Raw genomic sequence first — 19017 nt, 5'->3', positions numbered from 1 at the left:
TCTCATGGCTGTTGGTCTGGGCCCTTTGCCGACGCTGCACCCGGTTGCAGGTTTCGAACTTGGCATCGCTTCGGCGGGCATCAAGCGCCCCGGGCGCAAGGATGTCGTTGTCATGCGCTGCGCCGAAGGCTCCAGCGTGGCTGGCGTGTTCACCCTCAACGCGTTCTGCGCCGCCCCGGTGATCATCGCCAAGCAGCGTGTGCAGGGCGCCGTGCGTTACCTGCTGACCAACACCGGTAATGCCAACGCCGGCACCGGTGAGCCGGGCCTGGCTGCGGCCGAGCGCACCTGCGCCAGCCTGGCCAAGCTGGCCGGCGTTGACGCCAGCGCTGTGCTGCCGTTCTCCACCGGGGTGATCGGCGAGCCTTTGCCGGTCGAAAAGATCGAAGGCGCCTTGCAGGCTGCCCTGGACGATCTGTCGGTCGACAACTGGGCTGCTGCCGCCACCGGCATCATGACCACTGACACCCTGCCCAAGGGCGCCAGCCGTCAGTTCGAGATCGATGGCGTGACCATCACCGTCACCGGCATCAGCAAAGGCGCGGGCATGATCCGCCCGAACATGGCTACCATGCTCGGCTACATCGCCACTGACGCCAAGGTCGCCCCTGGGGTGCTCAAGGACCTGATCCTGGACGGCGCCAACAAGTCGTTCAACCGCATCACCATCGACGGTGACACTTCCACCAACGACTGCTGCATGCTGATCGCCACCGGCCAGGCCAACCTGCCGGAAGTGACCGAAGCCAGCGGCCCATTGTTCGACGCGCTGAAAAAGGCGGTGTTCGACGTGTGCATGGAAGTGGCCCAGGCCATCGTCCGTGATGGCGAAGGCGCCACCAAGTTCGTCACCGTGCAGGTCAACGGTGGCGGTAACCACCAGGAATGCCTGGACGTCGGTTATGCCGTGGCGCACTCGCCGCTGATCAAGACCGCACTGTTCGCTTCCGACCCCAACTGGGGCCGTATCCTGGCGGCCGTGGGCCGTGCCGGCGTGCCGAACCTGGACGTCAGCAAGATCGACGTTTACCTGGGCGAAGTGTGCATTGCCAGCCGCGGCGGCCGCTCGGCCACCTACACCGAGGAGCAGGGCTCGGCGGTGATGGCGCGCGAGGAAATCACCATTCGTATCGAACTGGGACGTGGGGACTGCAGCGAGACCATCTGGACCACTGACCTGTCCCACGAGTACGTGAAGATCAACGCCGAATACCGTACGTAAGACTTGGGATCCGCGGCGTGGCCTTCCCGAGCTTTGCCCGGTCCCACAGGGGCAGCCCATGCCTCTTGTGGCACGGGGCGAAGCGCGGGAAGGGCGCGCTGCGATACTGGAGGGAATCGTGAAACGCATTCATGTAGCCGCCGCGGTCATCCGCGGTGCTGACAACCGTATTCTCATCGCCCGCCGTGCCGACACCCAGCACCAGGGTGGCCTCTGGGAGTTTCCCGGGGGCAAGGTGGAAGAGGGCGAGGGCGTGCGCGCGGCGCTGGCCCGGGAGCTGGCGGAAGAGCTGGGTATCCAGGTCACCACCGCACGCCCGTTGATCAAGGTGCAGCATGACTACCCCGACAAGCAGGTGTTGCTGGACGTCTGGGAAGTCACTGCTTTCACCGGCCAGCCCCACGGTGCCGAGGGCCAGCCACTGGCCTGGGTGACTGCCCGGGAGCTGCCCAACTACGAATTTCCGGAAGCCAACCGGCCGATCGTCAAGGCGGCGGGTTTGGCCAGTGAGTACCTGATTACCCCCGACGGTTTGGAAACCCCGCAGCTGCTGCGCGGTATCCAGAAGGCCATTGCCGAGGGCACCCGGTTGGTGCAATTGCGCGCACCCAATGGCTACGATCCCAAGTACCGCGACCTGGCCGTGGACGCCGTGGGGCTGTGTGCTGGCAAGGCGCAACTGATGCTCAAGGGGCCCCTGGAGTGGCTGGGCGACTTCCCCTCGGCCGGCTGGCACCTGACGGCTGAGCAACTGCGCAAGTACGCCAGCAAGGGGCGGCCGTTTCCACGTGAGCGGTTGCTGGCCGCCTCTTGCCATGACGCCGAGGAACTGGCCCTGGCCCAGCAGATGGGCGCTGATTTCGTCACCCTGTCGCCGGTACAGCCGACCCAGACCCACCCCGACGCGCAGCCACTGGGCTGGGACCAAGCCGCCGCACTGATCGCCGGGTTCAACTACCCGGTGTTCCTGCTGGGCGGTGTAGGGCCCGAAGACAAGCAGCGTGCGTGGGACATCGGGGCTCAAGGTGTGGCCGGTATCCGCGCCTTCTGGCCTGCCGCCTGAGCCGCGGCAGTGGCCGCGTTCAAGGGCGCGGCGCTGCCTGCCAGAGGATCTCGGCGATGCCCTGGCGACGGGCGATGAAGCGCGCCGCCACGAACAGCAGGTCCGACAAGCGGTTGATATAGGCCAGCCCCACGCCTTCCAGTGGTTCCACCGCGTTCAGGTGCTGGCAGCGGCGCTCGGCGCTGCGCGCCAGGCTGCGGCATACGTGGGCCTGGGCAATCAGTGTCGAACCACCCGGAAGAATGAAATTTTCCAGCGGCCCCAACTCCTCGTTCCAACGGTCGATCACTTGCTCCAACCGCTCCACTTCGGCCCCGTTCAGCGCCTGGTAGGCTGGCATCGCCAGTTCACCCCCCAGGTCGAACAGGCGGTGCTGGCAAGGCGCCAAGGCGTCCACCACCTCGCTCAAGCGTGCATCCTCGGCACAGCCCGCCAGTAGCAGCCCCAGCTGACTGTTGAGGGTGTCCACCTCACCCATGGCTTCCACCCTTGGGTGGTCCTTGCCCACCCGGCGGCCGTCGCCCAGGCCGGTTTCGCCCTGGTCGCCGGTGCGGGTGTAGATCTTCGACAGGCGAAAGCCCATGGTTCACGTCTCCGAGGTTGCAGTGATGGCCGGCAGCGGGCTGGTGACCAGCGGCAAGCGCAGGGTGAAGCAGGTGCCCAGCCCGGGAGTGGACTGCACCTCCATCTGCCCCTTGTGATTGTTGGTGATGATGAAATAGGACACCGACAGCCCCAGGCCCGTGCCCTGGCCGATTTCCTTGGTGGTGAAGAACGGCTCGAAGGTGCGCTTGCGCACTTGTTCGGGCATGCCGATGCCATTGTCTTCCACCTGGATCTCGGCCCACGGCGGGTTCAGGCGCGTGCGCAAGGTGATGCGCCCCGGCTCTGCGCCTTCCGGGCGCTGGTGGATGGCCTGGGCGGCGTTCTTGAGCAGGTTGAGCAGCACCTGTTCAAGCTCGTTGGCCGTGCCGGGCACCGGCCCCAGGTTGGGGTCGAACTGGCGGATGATGTTCTGGCCCTTGAAGTCGAAGCCGATGGCCAGGTCGAAATCGTTGCCGGCGATGTCCACTGCCTGGTCGATCAATGCCGGCAGGTCGCAGGGCGCCAGTTGGCGGTTGCTGCGGCGGCTGAAGCTGAGCATGTGGGTGACGATCTTGGCGGCGCGGGCGCCCGCCTGCTGAATGCCGTCCAGCAGCTGCGGAATTTCCCGGGTGTGCAGGTAGCGGTTCACCGTGGCCAGGTCGATGCCGGCTTCGCTGGCGGCTTCCAGGTTGCGCGGCAGGTCAGGGGACAGGCGCCGGCGCACGTTCTGCACGTTGTGCAGGATGGCCCCCAGGGGGTTGTTGATTTCGTGGGCCATGCCGGCGGCCAGCCCGCCCACCGACAGCATTTTTTCCGACTGCACCATCATTTCTTCCAGCGACAGGCGTTGGCTGATGTCGTCGATACGGATCACCACCCCGCGGCCAGCACCGCCCATCAAGGGGTAGAAGGTCAGGGCGTAGTGGTGGGCCACCTCGTCCTTGACCCAGGTCACACGCTCGATCTTCGCCACGGTGTGGCGCTCCACGGTGTTCTTGAGTTCCGGCAGGAACGGTTTGAGCGGCTCGAAGGCCAGGAAAATCGGCTGGTTCAGCGCTTCGTCCAGGGGCGTGCCGGACAAGGCGCTGGCTTCCTGGTTCCACTGGGTGACGTAGAGCTGCTCGTCCAGGGCGATCAGCGCCGACGGCATGGAGTCGATGATGCTGTTGAGGTAGTTCTGAAAACCCGTGAGTTTTTTCTCGATCTTGCTGCGTACCTGTACTTCCAGCTCAAGCTTGCGGTTGGTGTGGCGGGTTTCCTCGGCCAGGCCCTGGGCCTGGTCGTAAGCGGCCTGGGAATCGTCGCGGGCCCGCTTGAGCTGCTGCTCGCGTGCTTCGATGCGCGAGAGCATAGTGTTGAATGCTTCCGCCAGGCTGCCGATTTCATCATGGTTGCCCGGCCCGGCCCGCAGCGCGTAGTTTTCCTCGCGGGTCACCTGGCGGGACAGTTGCTCCAATTGGTAGATGGGTTGGGTGATCAGCCGCTTGATCTGACGGGCAATGACCAGCCACAGCAGCACGCTGAACACCAGGATCCCCAGGCTGGCGGTCAGGGTGCCGGTGTAGAAGGCCATGGGCAATTCACTGGTGGCCACCAGCAGCAAATGGCCGGGCGGGCTGCCGCTGCGAGGCAGGTTCACCAGCTGGGTGCTGCGAAACTCGGTCTGGCGCCATTTCTCCAGGTTGCGGTAGCGCTCGGGCAGTTTCAGTTGCTGGCCATGCTGCAATTCGGCCAATAGCTTGCCATCGGTGTCGTACACCGCGGCAGCGCGCAGGGGCGAATAGCTGTTGAGCTCGTCCAGCAGCGCCTTGGCGCTCTGCGGCGAGTCCAGGGCCTCGATGGCCAGGGCCGGGTTGGTGACCAGCTTGCCGATGGTCTGCAGGGCCTGGGGCGCCATGCTTTCCTGGGAGATCCAGTAGGCGGCGCTGATGAAGGTCAGGTTGGCCACTAGCAGTACAGTGGTCAGCAAGACCAGCAGGGCGGCGAGCAGTTTCTGGCCCACCGGCAGGTTTTCGAGGCGCTGGCGCAAAGGCATCGACGGTTCCGTTTTCCGGGAGAGGGCTCTGAGCCTTGAGTGTATCAAAGCGCGCGGCGGCCTCAGGTACTGGGCAGGCCGAGGGCCTGCAGGTGTTGGACCAGTTGCGTGTGCAGTTGTTGCAGGTGCGGCAGGCTGCGCTGGTGGCGCTGAGCGGCGGCGCAGGCATAGCCAAGCAGGTAGCTGATCTCGGTACGCCGGCCCTGGCTTACGTCCTGGTGCATGGACGAATAGTTGGCGGCGGTGGCCTGTATCACCCGCTGCACTTCATCGTGCAGGTCGACGGCGGCTTCGGGCTGGCCGCAGTGTTCCAGCAATTCGCCCAGCTCGGCGCACAAGGTTGCCACTTGGGCGGGGTGCAGCTGCAGGCCGCCGTTGCGGCAATCATGCAGCACCGTCAGGGGGTTGATAGCACAATTGAGCGCCAGTTTGCGCCACAAGCGGGTGAGGATATCGACGCTCCACTGGTGGGGTATGCCGCTGGCGCTCAGCTCGGCGAGCCAGTCCGGTTCGGTGGGCTGGGCAGGGTCGCCCAGCCAGGTGAAGCCGTGGCCGGCGAACGTCACCTGCCAGTCGGCCGAGCGGAAGGCCCCTTCGGTGCTGGAGGCGAAAATACAGCGGGCATGGGGTATTTTCGCGGCCACGGCGTCCTGGCTCCCCAGGCCGTTCTGCAGCAGGATGACCTCGGTGCCCGGTGCGAGGCGTGCCGCCAGTTGGCCCACCACGTGCTCGGCATCGTAGGCCTTGCAGGCCACCAGCAGGCGCCGGATGGGCGCCGTGCCCGCGACCGTGTCGGCGGCCAGGGGGTAAAGCTCGGTGTGTTGCTGTTCTACCAGCGTCAGGCCACCGGCGGCCTGGTACTGGCGCAGCCGCGCGGCATCACGAAGCAGCAGCGCCACCGGCAACCCGGCGCGTGCCAGGCGGCAGGCCCATAAGGTGCCCAGGCTGCCGGCGCCCAGCACATGCCAGGTCACGGCTGTCATCAGCCGCGCACCGGCAGGCGCTTGGCGCTGACCAGGCCGCTGTCGTACGACTCGTCCAGCAACGTGCGGGCCTCTTCGAACAACGCCTGGGGCGAGTCCGGCAGGCTGTGGCTGTCGGCACCGATCAGGCTGATGCCGGCCACCACCTGCACCGAACCATTGGCCGTGATGAACGCCTTCAGGTTCAGGCCATCATGCAAGCGCTTGAAGCTGCTGGGCGCGCACTCCTGCAAGTCGGGCGGCAAGGTGAGCAGTACAAAGTGCTGGTCGTCCAGGCGGCCGAGAATGTCCAGGGGCCGCACCATCTGCTGCAGGCGCCGGGCCACGCCTTGCAGCAGTTCATCGTAGAAATCGCTGCCATGTTCACGTTGCAGGCTATCGGCATTCTGCAGGCCGATCAGCAGGTAGCACAGGGCACCGCCGCGGGCCTGGACCTGGCGCAGGCAGTCGGTCAGTTTCTGGCCCAGGTAGCGGGCATTGCCGAGGCCGGTCAGCGAGTCCACCAGGTTGCGCTGTTCCAGGCTGGCGATGTTCTGGCGCAGCAGGCTGTTTTCCTGGCGCAGGCGCTGCACGGTGTTGTACAAGCGCTCGGCGGCCAGCAGTCGCGCCGGCAGCTGGTCTGCCAGGGCGTGGGGCGCCAGTACGTCATCGATGCCCAGGTCGGCGCTTTCATCCAGCAGTTGGGCGGCGGGCTGGTCGCTGACCAGCAGGATCCAGGTGTAATGCTCGCCCATTTCGTCGAATTGCCGTACCTGCGATGCCAGGGCCAGGCCGGTGGGGCCTTCCAGCAGCATCAGGCTGGCGGGTTGCTGCTCCTGGCGCGCCAGGGCGTCGGTGTGGCGGCAGTGGGTTACATGCTGGCAACCGGCCTGCTTGAGCAGGGCCACCCGTTGTTCGGCCTTGGCGGGATCATCCTGGACCACTACGACGCTCAGATTCGGGTTCGGCATGTGCGGCTCACTGGGGGAGGGCGACGAGTTGCCCGCTCGTGCGGCAAAGTTCAGGCACGAAGGGGCGTTGTGCGATGCTGGCAACCGTTATAATGATCCGGCATTTTAACCGTCAAGCCAGGCGTGCTCCATCTGTATCGAGCTGCGCCGTTTTTTTTTGGAGAATTTTTCATGCCCTCGTTCGACGTAGTGTCCGAGCTGGACAAACACGAAGTCACCAACGCCGTGGAGAACGCGGTGAAGGAACTGGACCGCCGTTACGACCTGAAAGGCAAAGGCACCATCGAGTTCAAGGAATTGACCGTTACCCTCACCGCCGAGGCCGAGTTCCAGCTCGAAGCGATGGTCGAGATCCTGAAGCTGGCCCTGGTCAAGCGCAAGCTCGACGTCAAGTGCCTGGAGGTCAAGGACGCTTATGCCTCGGGCAAGGTGATGAAGCAGGAAGCTACCCTGCGTGAAGGCATCGACAAGGAGCTGGCGAAGAAAATCGTCGCCCACATCAAGGACGCCAAGCTCAAGGTCCAGGCCGCGATTCAGGGCGAACAAGTGCGCGTCACCGGCAAGAAGCGTGACGACCTGCAGGAAGCCATCGCGGCCCTGCGCGCCAAGGAATTCGACATGCCGTTGCAGTTCAACAACTTCCGCGACTGATGGACCGGGGGGCGCCGAGGGGAACCTGAAGGGTCTGAAGGCGTCCCAAACCCGTGGCGCGGGTGAAACGATTGCGCCGACCGGCATTAGGAGAGCCTTATGGATGTGAACGCTGAAGTGGACCAACTCGTCCAGAAATCCCAGACCTGGATTCCCATGATCATGCAGTACAGCAGCCGCGTGCTGCTGGCGGTGGTCACCCTGGCCATCGGCTGGTGGTTGATCAACCAGCTGACCCTGCGCGTGGGCAAATTGCTGGCTTTGCGCCACGCCGACCTGGCCCTGCAAGGCTTCATCAGTAGCCTGGCCAACATTGCCTTGAAGGTGATGCTGATCGTCAGCGTGGCGTCGATGATCGGCATCGAGACCACCTCATTCGTCGCCGCCATCGGTGCCGCCGGCCTGGCCGTGGGCCTGGCGTTGCAAGGCAGCCTGGCGAACTTCGCCGGCGGGGTCCTGATCCTGCTGTTCCGTCCTTTCCGCATTGGCGACTGGATCGAAGCCCAGGGCGTGCAGGGCACCGTGGACAACATCATGATCTTCCACACCGTGCTGCGCACCGGCGACAACAAGACAGTGATCATGCCCAACGGCCCGCTGTCCAACGGCATCATTACCAACACCAACCGCCAGCCTACCCGCAAGATCACCTACGACATCGGCGTGGACTACGACGCGGACCTGCAGAAGGCCCGGGAAATTCTCCTGGACCTGGCCAAGGACCCACGGGTACTGGAGTCGCCGGCGCCGGAAGCGGTGGTGTCCAACCTGGGTGACAGCGCTATCACGGTTTCGCTGCGCTTGTGGGTGAACACGTCGGACCTGGGCGGTGTGACCAACATGATCAATGCCGAGATTCGCGACCGCCTGCGTGCGGCCGGGATCGATATCCCGTTTCCGCAGCGTGTGGTGCGGGTCGTGGCGGAAAACGCCTAGTAAACGAAAAGCCCCGTTCTGGGGCTTTTTCTTGCCGTTATGGGATATGACAGCCCTATGAGGGCGTCTCGCTCACCGGGCGTTCATCTGAAGGCTCCATAGGCTTGCCTCGCCCTTCCTGGTGCCAGTGCAAGGCAATCAGGAACAGTGTCGGCACGCCCAGCACCGCGGTGATCAGGAAGAAGTTGTGGTAGCCGAACTTCTCCACCATGACCCCCGAATAGCCGCCAATCAGGCGCGGCAGCAGCAGCATGATCGAGCTGAGCAACGCGTACTGGGTGGCCGAGAACTTGAGGTTGGTCAGGCTCGACAGGTACGCCACGAAGGCCGAGGTGGCCATGCCCGAACTGAAGTTGTCCAGCGAGATGGTGACGATCAGCATGTTCAGGTTCGGGCCCATGTCGGCCAGCGTCAGGAACAGCAGGTTGGTGGCCGCCGAGGCGACCCCGCCGATGAACAGGATCGGCAGGATGCCGAAGCGCACGATCAGCAGGCCGCCGATACCGGCGCCGAGCAGGGTCATGACCAGGCCGAAGATCTTGCTGACGCTGGCGATCTGGTCCTTGGTGAAGCCCTGGTCGATGTAGAACACGTTGGCCATCACCCCCATCACCGTGTCCGACATGCGGTAGGTGGCGATCAGGCCCAGCAGCAGCAGCGCTTGCCAGCGGTAGCGCACCACGAAGTCGCTGACCGGGGTCAGCACCGGTGCCAGGCCACGACGTCCCATGGACGAGAGGCACAGGGCGGTCAGGGTGATGTAGAGAATGGCGCGCAGGAAGGCGCGATCCGTCAGCAACAGGTCCAGCAGGCTTTCACCGTGGAACAGCACGCTGGCGAAATCGGTGTTGTAGAGCTGGGTGAACATGGCCGGCACGGAGATCAGCAAGATGATCAGCACGAACACCGACACCAGCTGGTGGCCGAACTTGTAGCGCCCGGCAGACAGCTGGGTGCGCAGGGGCACGTCTGGCTCGCGCATCACCAGGGTGGTGATCAGCGCAGGCACCATCAGCACACCAAACAGCATGTAGGTGCCCGCCCAGGCTTTGTGCATGTAGGCATAACCCGTGGAGCCAAAGGCTTCGGCAAAGAACAGCGCCCCCGCCGTGGCCAGCAGCGCGGCGATGCGGTAACCGGCCATGTAGCTGGCGGCGAGGGCGGCCTGGGTGTTGTCTTCGGCGATTTCCAGGCGGTAGGCGTCTACCGCGATGTCCTGGGTGGCGGAGGCGAAGGCCACCATCACGGCAATCGCGATCAGCCATGACAAGTGTTTTTGCGGGTCGCAGAAACTCATGCCGATCAGGCCAATGATCACCAGCGACTGTGCCAGCACCAGCCATGAACGGCGTCGCCCCATGCGGGCCAGCACAGGCAAGCGCCACTGGTCGAGCAATGGCGACCATACCCACTTGAACGCGTAGGCCAGGCCGATCAGGCTGGCGTAGCCAATGGTTTCCCGGGCCACGCCGGCTTCACGCAGCCAGACGGAAAGGGTGGAGAACACCAACATGTACGGCAAGCCGGCGGCGAAACCGAGCAACAACAGCACAAGGGTCGAAGGGCTGGCATAAGCGGCGAGCGCGGCGCGCCAGGTTTTACGGGGCATGGGCTGGAATCTGCCTCAGTTTACGAAAACAAAGCGCGCACTCTAACCGCTAGGGTCCATGGGGCGCCAGCCATGGCGACGTATATCCACGCGATTATTCATGAAAAGAACCCCTTCGGCCCGCAATCGTGCGCGCTGCTCCTCACCCCCCGGTGTTCCCGCCGCCAGACTTATCCGACCACCGGCACCTATGACCCGGTGCCAGGGCAGTTGGCTGCCATCGGGCAATTGGCTCAAGGTTCGCCCCACCCATCGCGCAGCCCGCCCCAACCCTGCCATGTCGGCGAGTTGACCGTAGGTGACGACCTTGCCCGGCGGCACTTGACCCAAGGCTAGATACAGTGCCATGCGACGTTCCGACGCCGCATCCACGGGCCCATTGTCACCGAATTGTTGCAATTGATTACTGAACTCATCAGGCATTCGTCGGTCTGTCCTTGCGCGAGGGCTCTCCATCCGGATGATGCCCGATTTCTTCCGAAAACCTGAGCCCGAATACGCTTATGCTGTCCAGAACCCTGATGTGCCTCGCCATCGCCAGTGCCTCCACCACCGCCCTCGCCGACACCGTCTGGATGAAGAATGGCGACCGCCTGACCGGCAAGATCACGGTGTTCGACGGCGGCAAACTCATGCTCGACACCCCCTACGGCGGGTCCATTGCGCTGGACTGGAAACAGGTCAAGACCCTTGAGAGCGACCAGGAGTTGCTGGTCAAGCAGGACGCCTACACCGGCCAGAAGGCCAAATCGCTCAAGGCGGCCGATGACGGCAAGGTCGTCATGCAGAATGGCGAGGCGCCCAAGACCGTGGAGCTGGCCAGCATCCAGCAGATCATCAAGCCCAAGCCGGTGGTGGGTGACCTGGTGTGGAAGGGCAACATCGACGCAGCGGTTGACTTCCAACGCGCGGACAGCGACACCGACGATTACAACCTGGCGTTCAAGACCTCGGCGCGCAGTGGCCGCTGGCGGCACACGGCTGATGCCGAGTACAACCGCGAAACCACCGACGAGGTGGTCGGCACCAACAATTGGAACGCCGAATATGCCCTCGACCGTTTCATCACGGACAAGTGGTATTGGCAAGGTCGGGTCAACGTCAAGCGTGACTTCGTCGAAGACCTGTCCAAGCAGCGTACCGTCGGTACCGGCCCGGGCTATCAGTTCTGGGACGACGAACTGGGCGCTTTCTCCCTGGGTTCGCTGCTCAACCACAGCACCTACGAATACGCCGATGGCGACAAGTCCGACTTCTACTCGGTGGGTGTGAAGTGGGCCTACAATCGCTTCCTGATCGGCAAGACCTTCGAGTTCTTCACCAACGGCGAAGTCGGCAAGCCGCTCAGCGGCGTGGCCGACTACAGCCTGGATTCGGAAGTGGGCGTGCGTTACAAGGTCACCCAGTGGGCGTCGCTAAACCTCAAGTACGAGAAGGACATGGTCACCGGCTCCAGCAACGCCGACCTCAACACCAGCCGCTATACCGCCGGCTTCGGCGTGGCCTGGTAACGGGCTGACTGCACCCCGCACCCAGCGATGAGGACGCGCACGGCTTGCAGCTTGCGGCGCAAAACTTGTAACTTGAAGCTCCTTTAATAGAAGGAGCTTCTGGTGAGCGCCCAAGCCCTGCGTCAGGCCCGTGAACTGCTGCTCAAGGAATACCGCGGCGTTCTGTCCACCCATTCCAAGTCCATGCCCGGTTTCCCGTTCGGGTCAGTGGTGCCCTATTGCCTGGATGCCCAGGGCAACCCGTTGATCCTCATCAGCCGCATTGCCCAGCACACTCACAACCTGCAGAAAGACCCCAAGTGCTCCTTGCTGGTGGGCGAGCGCGAAGCCGAAGATGTGCAGGCCGTGGGGCGCCTCACGGTACTGGCCGAGGCACGCCGGCTGCAGGATGAAGCGCAAATCGAAGCGGCGTCCCAGCGTTATTACCGCTACTTCCCGGATTCGGCCAATTATCACCGCGCCCATGATTTCGACTTCTGGGTACTGGAACCGGTACGCCACCGCTACATCGGCGGTTTCGGTGCCATTCACTGGCTGGACCAGGTGACGCTGGCCAACCCCTTTGCTGGCACGGCTGAAACCGGCATGGTCGAACACATGAACGCCGACCATGCCAAGGCCATCGCCCACTACGTGGCCTTGGCCGGCCTGCCTGCCCAGGTGCCCGCGCAACTGGCGGGCGTCGACAGCGAGGGCATGCACCTGCGTATTGGCCAGGCCGTCTATTGGCTGCCTTTTGAAAAACCTTGCAACACACCGCTGGAAGTCCGCCAGGCCTTGGTTTCACTGGCCCATGCCCAGGCATGGCCGACCGTTGGACAGGTCGAGGCTTGAATTCACGAAACGTCGACGTCATCTAGGGTCTACTGGAAGTCGTTCTTCCGCAGAGGAAACCCTTGATGCGTGCTTTTCTATTTCTGCTCCTGCTCTTCCCGGTGCTCGAGCTTTACGTCTTCATTCAGGTCAGCGTGGCGATCGGATTTTTCCCGGCGCTGGCGCTGATCATCGCCGGCTCGGCCATCGGCGTGCTGGTCGTGCGCGTGGCCGGCCTGGCCACGGCGCTCAATGCCCGGCAAAGTCTGCAGCGCGGCGAGCTGCCCGCCGAGCAGGTGTTCCAGGGCTTGATGGTCGCCATTGGCGGCGGTCTGTTGCTGCTGCCCGGTTTCATCAGTGACGTGCTGGGCCTGCTGTGCCTGCTGCCGTTCACGCGCAAGCTGATCGGTAACAAGCTCAGCGCCAAGGCCCGCGAGCAGGCCGCGCGCCAGCGTTCGTTCGCCGAGGACCTGTATCGCGGCCAGACCTACGAAGGCCATGCGCGTCCGGCGGCCAACCATGCGGTGAGCCGTGAGCCAACGGTGATCGAAGGCGAATTCGAAAAACGCGACTCCTGAGCGGGTCGTTGCGGAAGCTGGCGTGCCAGCGAGTTTTGGCCCACCCAAAGCTCGCTGGCACACCAGCTCCCCTTTTTTTGGGTTCTTCACGGATTGCCGGGAAAGTGGGTGGTGCTTACGAAAATCTTTAGCGGACAAATATGGCGGCCCAGGTGATCTCACAGGCATAACTGGGCCGAAACGGATGTGGGAGTGGGGGGGGGCGCCGAGCCCTTGCCCGGGAAGCGCCGTGCGGACGGCGCTCGATCTCAACAGCGACACTACATCATCGCCTGGCGCCTCGTAGCCCTGCTGCAATCCCCAGCCAGGAGCTCCGACGGACATTCTATCGGCCCGCCTTCAACCGCATGAAGGCCACCAAATACCTGTCTTGGCATTTCCTGCGCCCTTGAAATCGAGCGCCGCCCGCGCGGCGCTTCCCGGGCAAGGGCTCGGCGCCCCCCCCACTCCCACATCTGTTTCGGGCCAGTTATGCCTGGGGCATTACCTGGTCCGCTCTGCTTGCTCACTGCGGATCTGTGGCGGTGCCACAACCTTCCCGGGATTCCGTGAAGAACCTTTTTTTGCCCCGCCGAAAGTGAAAATTTTTTTGGCCAGCACTTGTAATCGTTCAACGCGACCTCATGTATGGGTCACCGCAAGGTTTCTGGCTTTGCCAGACAATATTCCGCGTCTCGCGCAGCGAGCCGCGACCGGCCCCGCCGGATGAACCACAACGCCGGTACAGACACCGGCCGCTGAAAACCATAATTAGGAGAGATCGACAATGAAGCTTCGTCCTCTGCATGACCGCGTCGTTATCCGTCGCAGCGAAGAAGAAAAGAAAACCGCTGGCGGTATCGTTCTGCCAGGTTCGGCTGCCGAGAAAGCCAACAATGGTGAAGTCATCGCGGTCGGTACCGGCCGAGTGCTGGACAACGGTGAAGTACGTGCTCTGGCCGTGAAAGTGGGCGACAAGGTCGTGTTCGGCCCTTACTCCGGCAGCAACACTGTGAAAGTCGACGGCGAAGACCTGCTGGTGATGAGCGAGAACGAAATTCTCGCCGTCATCGAAGGCTGATAACCCCCGCTGCTCTCCCGTTACTACCCAGTATTCAAGGAAAACGATCATGGCTGCTAAAGAAGTTAAATTCGGCGACTCCGCCCGCAAGAAAATGCTGACTGGCGTTAACGTCCTGGCTGACGCGGTAAAAGCGACCCTGGGCCCGAAAGGCCGTAACGTGATCATCGAGAAGAGCTTCGGCGCTCCGACCATCACCAAGGACGGCGTTTCCGTCGCCAAGGAAATCGAGCTGAAAGACCGCTTCGAAAACATGGGCGCGCAGCTGGTCAAGGACGTTGCCTCCCGTGCCAACGATGATGCGGGCGACGGCACCACCACCGCCACCGTTCTGGCTCAGTCGATCGTCAACGAAGGCCTGAAAGCCGTCGCTGCCGGCATGAACCCGATGGACCTCAAGCGCGGTATCGACAAGGCCACCATCGCCATCGTCAAAGAGCTGAAAGGCCTGTCCAAGCCATGCGCTGATTCCAAAGCCATTGCTCAGGTCGGCACCATTTCGGCCAACTCCGACTCCTCCATCGGCGACATCATTGCCGAAGCCATGGAAAAAGTCGGTAAAGAAGGCGTCATCACCGTTGAAGAAGGCTCGGGCCTGGAAAACGAACTGTCGGTCGTTGAAGGCATGCAGTTCGACCGCGGCTACCTGTCCCCTTACTTCGTCAACAAGCCAGACACCATGGTCGCCGAGCTCGACGGCCCGCTGATCCTGCTGGTCGACAAGAAGATCTCCAACATCCGCGAAATGCTGCCAGTGCTGGAAGCCGTTGCCAAAGCCGGCCGCCCACTGCTGATCGTGGCTGAAGACGTCGAAGGCGAAGCCCTGGCGACCCTGGTCGTGAACAACATGCGTGGCATCGTCAAGGTTGCTGCCGTCAAGGCCCCAGGCTTCGGCGACCGCCGCAAGGCCATGCTGCAGGACATCGCCGTTCTGACCGGCGGTACCGTTATCTCCGAAGAGATCGGCCTGAGCCTGGAAAGCACTACCCTGGAGCACCTGGGTAACGCCAAGCGCGTCGTTCTGTCGAAAGAAAACACCACCATCATCGACGGTGCTGGCGTCGAGGCTGACATCCAGGCTCGCGTTACCCAGATCCGTCAGCAAGTGGCCGACACTTCGTCCGACTACGACCGTGAAAAACTGCAAGAGCGCCTGGCCAAACTGTCCGGCGGTGTTGCAGTGATCAAGGTTGGCGCTGGCTCCGAAGTTGAAATGAAAGAGAAGAAAGCCCGCGTTGAAGACGCCCTGCACGCTACCCGTGCTGCCGTCGAAGAAGGCGTGGTACCTGGCGGTGGCGTGGCCCTGGTCCGTTCCCTGCAGGCCATCGCTGGTCTGAAAGGCGACAACGCCGATCAGGACGTTGGTATCGCTCTGCTGCGTCGCGCTGTCGAAGCACCGCTGCGCCAGATCGTTGCCAACTCCGGTGACGAGCCAAGCGTAGTCGTCGACAAGGTCAAGCAAGGCGAAGGTAACTTCGGTTACAACGCTGCCACCGGCGAATACGGCGACATGATCCAGATGGGTATCCTGGACCCAGCCAAAGTGACCCGTTCGGCACTGCAGGCTGCTTCCTCGATCGCCAGCCTGATGATCACCACCGAAGCCATGATCGCCGAGATCAAGGAAGATGCTCCTGCGGCTGGCGGCATGCCAGACATGGGCGGCATGGGTGGCATGGGCGGCATGATGTAAGCCAGCCTCACCCCTCGCTTCACAAGAACCCCGCCTCGTGCGGGGTTTTTTATGCCCGCGGCACTGGGCAAAGCGTAGGAAGAGGACGGCGACGATTCCACGCCATCACTGGCCCTGGCTGCCCGAACGCCGTAAGCTGCCTGCGCCCACGGGCAAATACACTGGACGGAGAACCTGCCCATGCGAATTCTATTGGTTGAAGACAACCGCGATATTCTCGCCAACCTGGCCGATTACCTGGGCTTGAAGGGTTATACGGTGGACTGCGCGCAAGATGGCCTGTCCGGTCTGCACTTGGCGGCCACCGAACATTATGACCTGATCGTACTGGACATCATGCTGCCCGGCATCGACGGCTACACCTTGTGCAAGCGCCTGCGCGAAGACGCGCGCCGCGAGACCCCGGTGATCATGTTGACCGCCCGCGACCAGTTGGACGACCGGCTGCAGGGTTTCCGTTCGGGCGCCGACGACTACCTGGTCAAGCCCTTTGCCCTGTCGGAGTTGGCCGCGCGCATCGAAGCGGTACTGCGTCGGGCCCAGGGGGGCGGGCGGCGCAGCCTGCAGGTCGGCGACCTGAGCTACGACCTGGACACCCTTGAAGTCAGCCGCCAGGGCCGTGCGCTCAAGCTCAACCCCGTAGGCCTGAAGCTGCTGGCCGTGCTGATGCAGAAAAGCCCCCACGTCTTGCGTCGCGAAGTGCTGGAAGAAGCCCTGTGGGGCGATGATTGCCCGGACAGCGACAGCCTGCGCAGCCACGTTCACCAACTGCGCCAGGTGATCGACAAGCCGTTCGACAAACCATTGCTGCAAACGGTGCATGGCGTGGGGTATCGCCTGGCCGAGGGCAAAGATGGAGTTTAAGCAAAGCCTCGCACAACGCATCATCATCGCTTTTGCCCTGATGAGTGCCTTGGTGGCAGGCGCCTTCGCCGTGGGCATCGTGGCCACGGTGCACCTGGTGGAAGAAAAGCTGATTTCGGCAGGCCTGGGGGGCGACCTGCAGCGCTTGCTGCTGATGGACAATGTCAGTGACTGGAACCACCGCCCCGAGCCGGACCAGTTGTTCTATTACAGTGGCGGGCGCGGTGACTATGCGTTACCCAAAGACCTGCGGCACCTGGCGCCGGGTTTTCACGAGGTGTTTCGTGGTGACCTCTCTTACCACGCCATGGTGGAAATAGTCGACGACCGCCGCTATGTGCTGCTGCAAGACCAGAGCGATTTCGAAGAACGCGAGCGGGTGCTGTTCGCCGTGGTGCTGGTGGGTTTCGTGCTCAGTTTGGCGCTGGCGGTGTTTCTGGGCTGGGTGCTTGCCCGTCGGGTGATGGCACCCGTGGTGCGCCTGGCACGCCAGGTGCGCCACCGCGACCAATTGCTGGGCTTGGCGCCGCCCCTGGCACCCGACTATGCCGCTGATGAAGTGGGCGAGTTGGCCGTGGCGTTCGACGCCACCCTGGGGCGCTTGCGTGATGCATTGACCCGGGAGCGCTTGTTCACCAGTGACGTCAGCCACGAGTTGCGCACGCCATTGATGGTGCTGGCGACCTCCTGTGAACTGTTGCTGGAAAACCCGGCTTTGGATGCCCGCGCCCGTGCTCAGGTGGAGCGTATAGCCCGGGCCTGCGTGGAAATGCGCGAATTGGTGCAGACCTTCCTGATGTTGGCGCGGGCCCAGCGCAACGAAAGCGAAATCAGCGCGCAACTGAGCCTGGACCAGGTAGCCGATAACCTGATCAGCCTGTGGCGCGGTCCCATCGAGCACAAAGGCCTGGTATTGGAAGTGGTGCGCGGTGAACTGCCAGCTACCCGCTACAACGCGACCTTCCTGCTGGCCGTGATGGGCAACTTGCTGCGCAACGCGTTGCATTACACCGACACCGGTTTCATCCGCCTGACGCTCGAGCCCACGGGCTTCACGGTCGAGGACACTGGCATCGGCATTCCCGAGGAGAAACGCCTGGCCGTGTTCCAGCCATTCGTGCGCGCCACCGAGCGTCGCGGAGAAGGGTTGGGCTTGGGGTTGTCGCTGGTTCAACGTATCTGCGATGACCAGGGTTGGCAGGTTGAACTGACGGCACGTGACCCCAACGGTTGCTGCTTCCAGGTGACGCTGGCGACAAGCGGCTGATGCAGCGTAGAATCATTTAGCGACACATGGCCCTTCGCCATCATCAAGCTTCTGTAAAACCTTGCTCCTATTTCTGAGCTTTCCTACATTTTTTTCACATTGGCATTACACGACGATGACGGACGACTGGCTAACTTTGCCGCCGTTCCGGGCCCTTGCCTGCCGCCATCGTGTAGCCATTTTTCGCGAGGAGTACCGAATGGCAATCGACTACGCTACTGAAAACACGGCGGGGTCCGAAACGCGCTTCGATTATTTCTGGCGTCAGCGGGGTGAGTGGGTTGAAGAACCCAATGTCCGTCGCGGTGGGGAAAGTGGGGTGCAGCGGGTTTACGCCGACAATGGCCAACTGCTATATATCAAGCGTCAGACCGGGCACATTTACCGCAGCGTGCTGCATCCCTTCGGCCGGCCAACCGTGCTGCGCGAGCGTGATGCGTTGCAGGGCTTGTATGCACTGAATGTCAACGTTCCGAAGATGGTGTTCTGCGGTGCCCAGCGTGACCCGAAACACCAGTGGCGCGCGTTGCTGGTGACCGAGTCGCTGGATGGGTTCGACGAGATTGAAAAATGGTACGCAGCGGGCGGGCGTGAGCAGTATGGCGAGGCGGTCCATGATGCGATGCTGCAGCAGCTGGCGGAAAACCTGGCGCGCATGCACCGCGGGCGTTGGCAGCACAGTTGCCTGTATATCAAGCACGTGTTTGTACGTGTGGTAGGCGAGGGCGCTGCCGCCAGGCCCGAGGTGGCGTTGCTGGACCTGGAGAAGTGCCGACGCCGCTGGACTGCCTACGGCGCCGCCCAGCATGACATGAAGCAACTGCGTCGCCACTCGTCGTTCAGCGACGCAGACTGGAAAAAACTGCTCTACTTTTATGAGACGGCGTTTGGCAGCGTAATCAAAGGTTTAGAGTGATGAAACTAGAAATTGCTCGAGGTTTGTTTCTGGTAGGTGCGCTGGCGGTGACCACGGCTGCCATGGCCGCCTGGGATCAGCCACGGCCTGGCGTGCTGAGCGCCGCGCAACAGTGCCCGTTGCCCCGTACACCCAAGGTGCACGCTGATGCCAAGCCTGACCATGACCTGTTGCTGTTCATGTTCGGCATGACCCAGGGCGTGCGCTCCCGCGGCTGACCGGTCCCCTGCTTTTTCAGCGTGTGCCGGGGGCTGCGCGGTGGTCAGGACGCGGCCGGGTCC

At 63.0% G+C, this 19017-nt stretch carries 19 protein-coding genes; 13 read left to right on the top strand and 6 right to left on the bottom strand.

The window, feature by feature from the left end; genetic code table 11:
• Positions 1-4: 4 nt before the first annotated feature.
• Both argJ and HWQ56_RS23940 read left to right on the top strand, forming a co-directional pair.
• Positions 5-1222: a bifunctional glutamate N-acetyltransferase/amino-acid acetyltransferase ArgJ gene (argJ, locus tag HWQ56_RS23945; RefSeq protein WP_158155301.1), complete on the top strand. Its 1218-nt coding sequence runs from the start codon at positions 5-7 to the stop codon at positions 1220-1222.
• Between the two features lie 118 nt (positions 1223-1340).
• Positions 1341-2285 carry a Nudix family hydrolase gene (locus tag HWQ56_RS23940; protein WP_158155303.1) on the top strand — a complete coding sequence of 315 codons (945 nt, stop codon included), beginning with the start codon at positions 1341-1343 and terminating at the stop codon, positions 2283-2285.
• Between the two features lie 19 nt (positions 2286-2304).
• On the opposite strand, the gene HWQ56_RS23935 is transcribed toward HWQ56_RS23940, so the two are convergent.
• The 4 genes from HWQ56_RS23935 to HWQ56_RS23920 form a co-directional block, all read right to left on the bottom strand.
• Positions 2305-2868: a cob(I)yrinic acid a,c-diamide adenosyltransferase gene (locus HWQ56_RS23935; RefSeq protein ID WP_158155305.1), complete on the bottom strand. Its 564-nt coding sequence runs from the start codon at positions 2866-2868 to the stop codon at positions 2305-2307.
• Positions 2869-2871: 3 nt separating this feature from the next.
• Positions 2872-4905, bottom strand: a complete 2034-nt coding sequence (locus tag HWQ56_RS23930) for a sensor histidine kinase (protein WP_158155307.1) — start codon at positions 4903-4905, stop codon at positions 2872-2874.
• Positions 4906-4967: 62 nt separating this feature from the next.
• Positions 4968-5888: a putative 2-dehydropantoate 2-reductase gene (locus HWQ56_RS23925; protein WP_176571948.1), complete on the bottom strand. Its 921-nt coding sequence runs from the start codon at positions 5886-5888 to the stop codon at positions 4968-4970.
• Entirely contained in the window at positions 5888-6838 is a 951-nt protein-coding gene (locus tag HWQ56_RS23920; protein ID WP_176571947.1) for a GGDEF domain-containing protein, read from the bottom strand. The genes HWQ56_RS23925 and HWQ56_RS23920 overlap by 1 nt, the downstream gene beginning before the upstream one ends.
• Before the next feature lie 171 nt (positions 6839-7009).
• Between HWQ56_RS23920 and HWQ56_RS23915 the strand changes: the two genes are divergently transcribed.
• Both HWQ56_RS23915 and HWQ56_RS23910 read left to right on the top strand, forming a co-directional pair.
• The gene (locus HWQ56_RS23915; protein ID WP_158155313.1) at positions 7010-7489 is read left to right on the top strand and encodes a YajQ family cyclic di-GMP-binding protein; all 480 of its coding nucleotides are present in this window, start codon (positions 7010-7012) and stop codon (positions 7487-7489) included.
• Positions 7490-7588: 99 nt separating this feature from the next.
• On the top strand, positions 7589-8425 hold the full coding sequence (locus tag HWQ56_RS23910; RefSeq protein ID WP_158155315.1) for a mechanosensitive ion channel family protein: 837 nt from the start codon (positions 7589-7591) through the stop codon (positions 8423-8425).
• A 55-nt stretch (positions 8426-8480) separates the two neighbouring features.
• Here HWQ56_RS23910 and HWQ56_RS23905 read toward each other — a convergent pair whose 3' ends face one another.
• Together HWQ56_RS23905 and HWQ56_RS23900 are read right to left on the bottom strand one after the other, a co-directional pair.
• Positions 8481-10034, bottom strand: coding sequence for an AmpG family muropeptide MFS transporter (locus tag HWQ56_RS23905; RefSeq protein WP_158155317.1), 1554 nt, complete (start codon positions 10032-10034; stop codon positions 8481-8483).
• Between the two features lie 42 nt (positions 10035-10076).
• Complete coding sequence (locus HWQ56_RS23900) at positions 10077-10457, bottom strand: MGMT family protein (RefSeq protein ID WP_176571946.1); 381 nt, start codon at positions 10455-10457, stop codon at positions 10077-10079.
• Between the two features lie 80 nt (positions 10458-10537).
• On the opposite strand from HWQ56_RS23900, the gene HWQ56_RS23895 reads away from it, so the two are divergent.
• From HWQ56_RS23895 to HWQ56_RS23855, 9 genes are all read left to right on the top strand, one after another.
• Positions 10538-11545 carry a DUF481 domain-containing protein gene (locus HWQ56_RS23895; protein ID WP_176571945.1) on the top strand — a complete coding sequence of 336 codons (1008 nt, stop codon included), beginning with the start codon at positions 10538-10540 and terminating at the stop codon, positions 11543-11545.
• 102 nt (positions 11546-11647) lie between these two features.
• Complete coding sequence (locus tag HWQ56_RS23890) at positions 11648-12379, top strand: HugZ family pyridoxamine 5'-phosphate oxidase (RefSeq protein ID WP_158155608.1); 732 nt, start codon at positions 11648-11650, stop codon at positions 12377-12379.
• A gap of 65 nt (positions 12380-12444) precedes the next feature.
• Positions 12445-12936, top strand: coding sequence for an FxsA family protein (locus HWQ56_RS23885; RefSeq protein WP_176571944.1), 492 nt, complete (start codon positions 12445-12447; stop codon positions 12934-12936).
• A gap of 766 nt (positions 12937-13702) precedes the next feature.
• The gene (locus HWQ56_RS23880; RefSeq protein WP_158155612.1) at positions 13703-13996 is read left to right on the top strand and encodes a co-chaperone GroES; all 294 of its coding nucleotides are present in this window, start codon (positions 13703-13705) and stop codon (positions 13994-13996) included.
• A 49-nt stretch (positions 13997-14045) separates the two neighbouring features.
• On the top strand, positions 14046-15689 hold the full coding sequence (gene groL, locus HWQ56_RS23875; RefSeq protein ID WP_158155614.1) for a chaperonin GroEL: 1644 nt from the start codon (positions 14046-14048) through the stop codon (positions 15687-15689).
• A 180-nt stretch (positions 15690-15869) separates the two neighbouring features.
• Positions 15870-16553 carry a two-component system response regulator ColR gene (gene colR / locus HWQ56_RS23870; RefSeq protein ID WP_158155616.1) on the top strand — a complete coding sequence of 228 codons (684 nt, stop codon included), beginning with the start codon at positions 15870-15872 and terminating at the stop codon, positions 16551-16553.
• Positions 16543-17820, top strand: a complete 1278-nt coding sequence (locus HWQ56_RS23865) for a sensor histidine kinase (protein WP_158155618.1) — start codon at positions 16543-16545, stop codon at positions 17818-17820. The genes colR and HWQ56_RS23865 overlap by 11 nt, the downstream gene beginning before the upstream one ends.
• A gap of 199 nt (positions 17821-18019) precedes the next feature.
• Positions 18020-18736, top strand: a complete 717-nt coding sequence (locus HWQ56_RS23860; RefSeq protein WP_158155636.1) for a lipopolysaccharide kinase InaA family protein — start codon at positions 18020-18022, stop codon at positions 18734-18736.
• Positions 18736-18954, top strand: a complete 219-nt coding sequence (locus tag HWQ56_RS23855; protein ID WP_158155620.1) for a hypothetical protein — start codon at positions 18736-18738, stop codon at positions 18952-18954. The genes HWQ56_RS23860 and HWQ56_RS23855 overlap by 1 nt, the downstream gene beginning before the upstream one ends.
• Positions 18955-19017 lie beyond the last annotated feature (63 nt).

Source organism: Pseudomonas eucalypticola (assembly GCF_013374995.1).
In the GTDB taxonomy this organism is placed as follows: Bacteria; Pseudomonadota; Gammaproteobacteria; order Pseudomonadales; family Pseudomonadaceae; genus Aquipseudomonas; species Aquipseudomonas eucalypticola.
The sequence above is the reverse complement of the archived record's forward strand: the minus strand, read 5'-3'. Positions and strand labels throughout refer to the sequence as shown.

What these genes read in the sequence shown, in the direction of transcription:
- argJ (WP_158155301.1), top strand. Translation starts at nt 5, where the DNA reads ATGGCTGTTGGTCTGGGCCCTTTGCCGACGCTGCACCCGGTTGCAGGT.
- HWQ56_RS23935 (WP_158155305.1), bottom strand. Translation starts at nt 2,868, where the DNA reads ATGGGCTTTCGCCTGTCGAAGATCTACACCCGCACCGGCGACCAGGGC.
- HWQ56_RS23930 (WP_158155307.1), bottom strand. Translation starts at nt 4,905, where the DNA reads ATGCCTTTGCGCCAGCGCCTCGAAAACCTGCCGGTGGGCCAGAAACTG.
- HWQ56_RS23925 (WP_176571948.1), bottom strand. Translation starts at nt 5,888, where the DNA reads ATGACAGCCGTGACCTGGCATGTGCTGGGCGCCGGCAGCCTGGGCACC.
- HWQ56_RS23920 (WP_176571947.1), bottom strand. Translation starts at nt 6,838, where the DNA reads ATGCCGAACCCGAATCTGAGCGTCGTAGTGGTCCAGGATGATCCCGCC.
- HWQ56_RS23915 (WP_158155313.1), top strand. Translation starts at nt 7,010, where the DNA reads ATGCCCTCGTTCGACGTAGTGTCCGAGCTGGACAAACACGAAGTCACC.
- HWQ56_RS23910 (WP_158155315.1), top strand. Translation starts at nt 7,589, where the DNA reads ATGGATGTGAACGCTGAAGTGGACCAACTCGTCCAGAAATCCCAGACC.
- HWQ56_RS23905 (WP_158155317.1), bottom strand. Translation starts at nt 10,034, where the DNA reads ATGCCCCGTAAAACCTGGCGCGCCGCGCTCGCCGCTTATGCCAGCCCT.
- HWQ56_RS23900 (WP_176571946.1), bottom strand. Translation starts at nt 10,457, where the DNA reads ATGCCTGATGAGTTCAGTAATCAATTGCAACAATTCGGTGACAATGGG.
- HWQ56_RS23895 (WP_176571945.1), top strand. Translation starts at nt 10,538, where the DNA reads ATGCTGTCCAGAACCCTGATGTGCCTCGCCATCGCCAGTGCCTCCACC.
- HWQ56_RS23885 (WP_176571944.1), top strand. Translation starts at nt 12,445, where the DNA reads ATGCGTGCTTTTCTATTTCTGCTCCTGCTCTTCCCGGTGCTCGAGCTT.
- HWQ56_RS23880 (WP_158155612.1), top strand. Translation starts at nt 13,703, where the DNA reads ATGAAGCTTCGTCCTCTGCATGACCGCGTCGTTATCCGTCGCAGCGAA.
- groL (WP_158155614.1), top strand. Translation starts at nt 14,046, where the DNA reads ATGGCTGCTAAAGAAGTTAAATTCGGCGACTCCGCCCGCAAGAAAATG.
- colR (WP_158155616.1), top strand. Translation starts at nt 15,870, where the DNA reads ATGCGAATTCTATTGGTTGAAGACAACCGCGATATTCTCGCCAACCTG.
- HWQ56_RS23865 (WP_158155618.1), top strand. Translation starts at nt 16,543, where the DNA reads ATGGAGTTTAAGCAAAGCCTCGCACAACGCATCATCATCGCTTTTGCC.
- HWQ56_RS23860 (WP_158155636.1), top strand. Translation starts at nt 18,020, where the DNA reads ATGGCAATCGACTACGCTACTGAAAACACGGCGGGGTCCGAAACGCGC.
- HWQ56_RS23855 (WP_158155620.1), top strand. Translation starts at nt 18,736, where the DNA reads ATGAAACTAGAAATTGCTCGAGGTTTGTTTCTGGTAGGTGCGCTGGCG.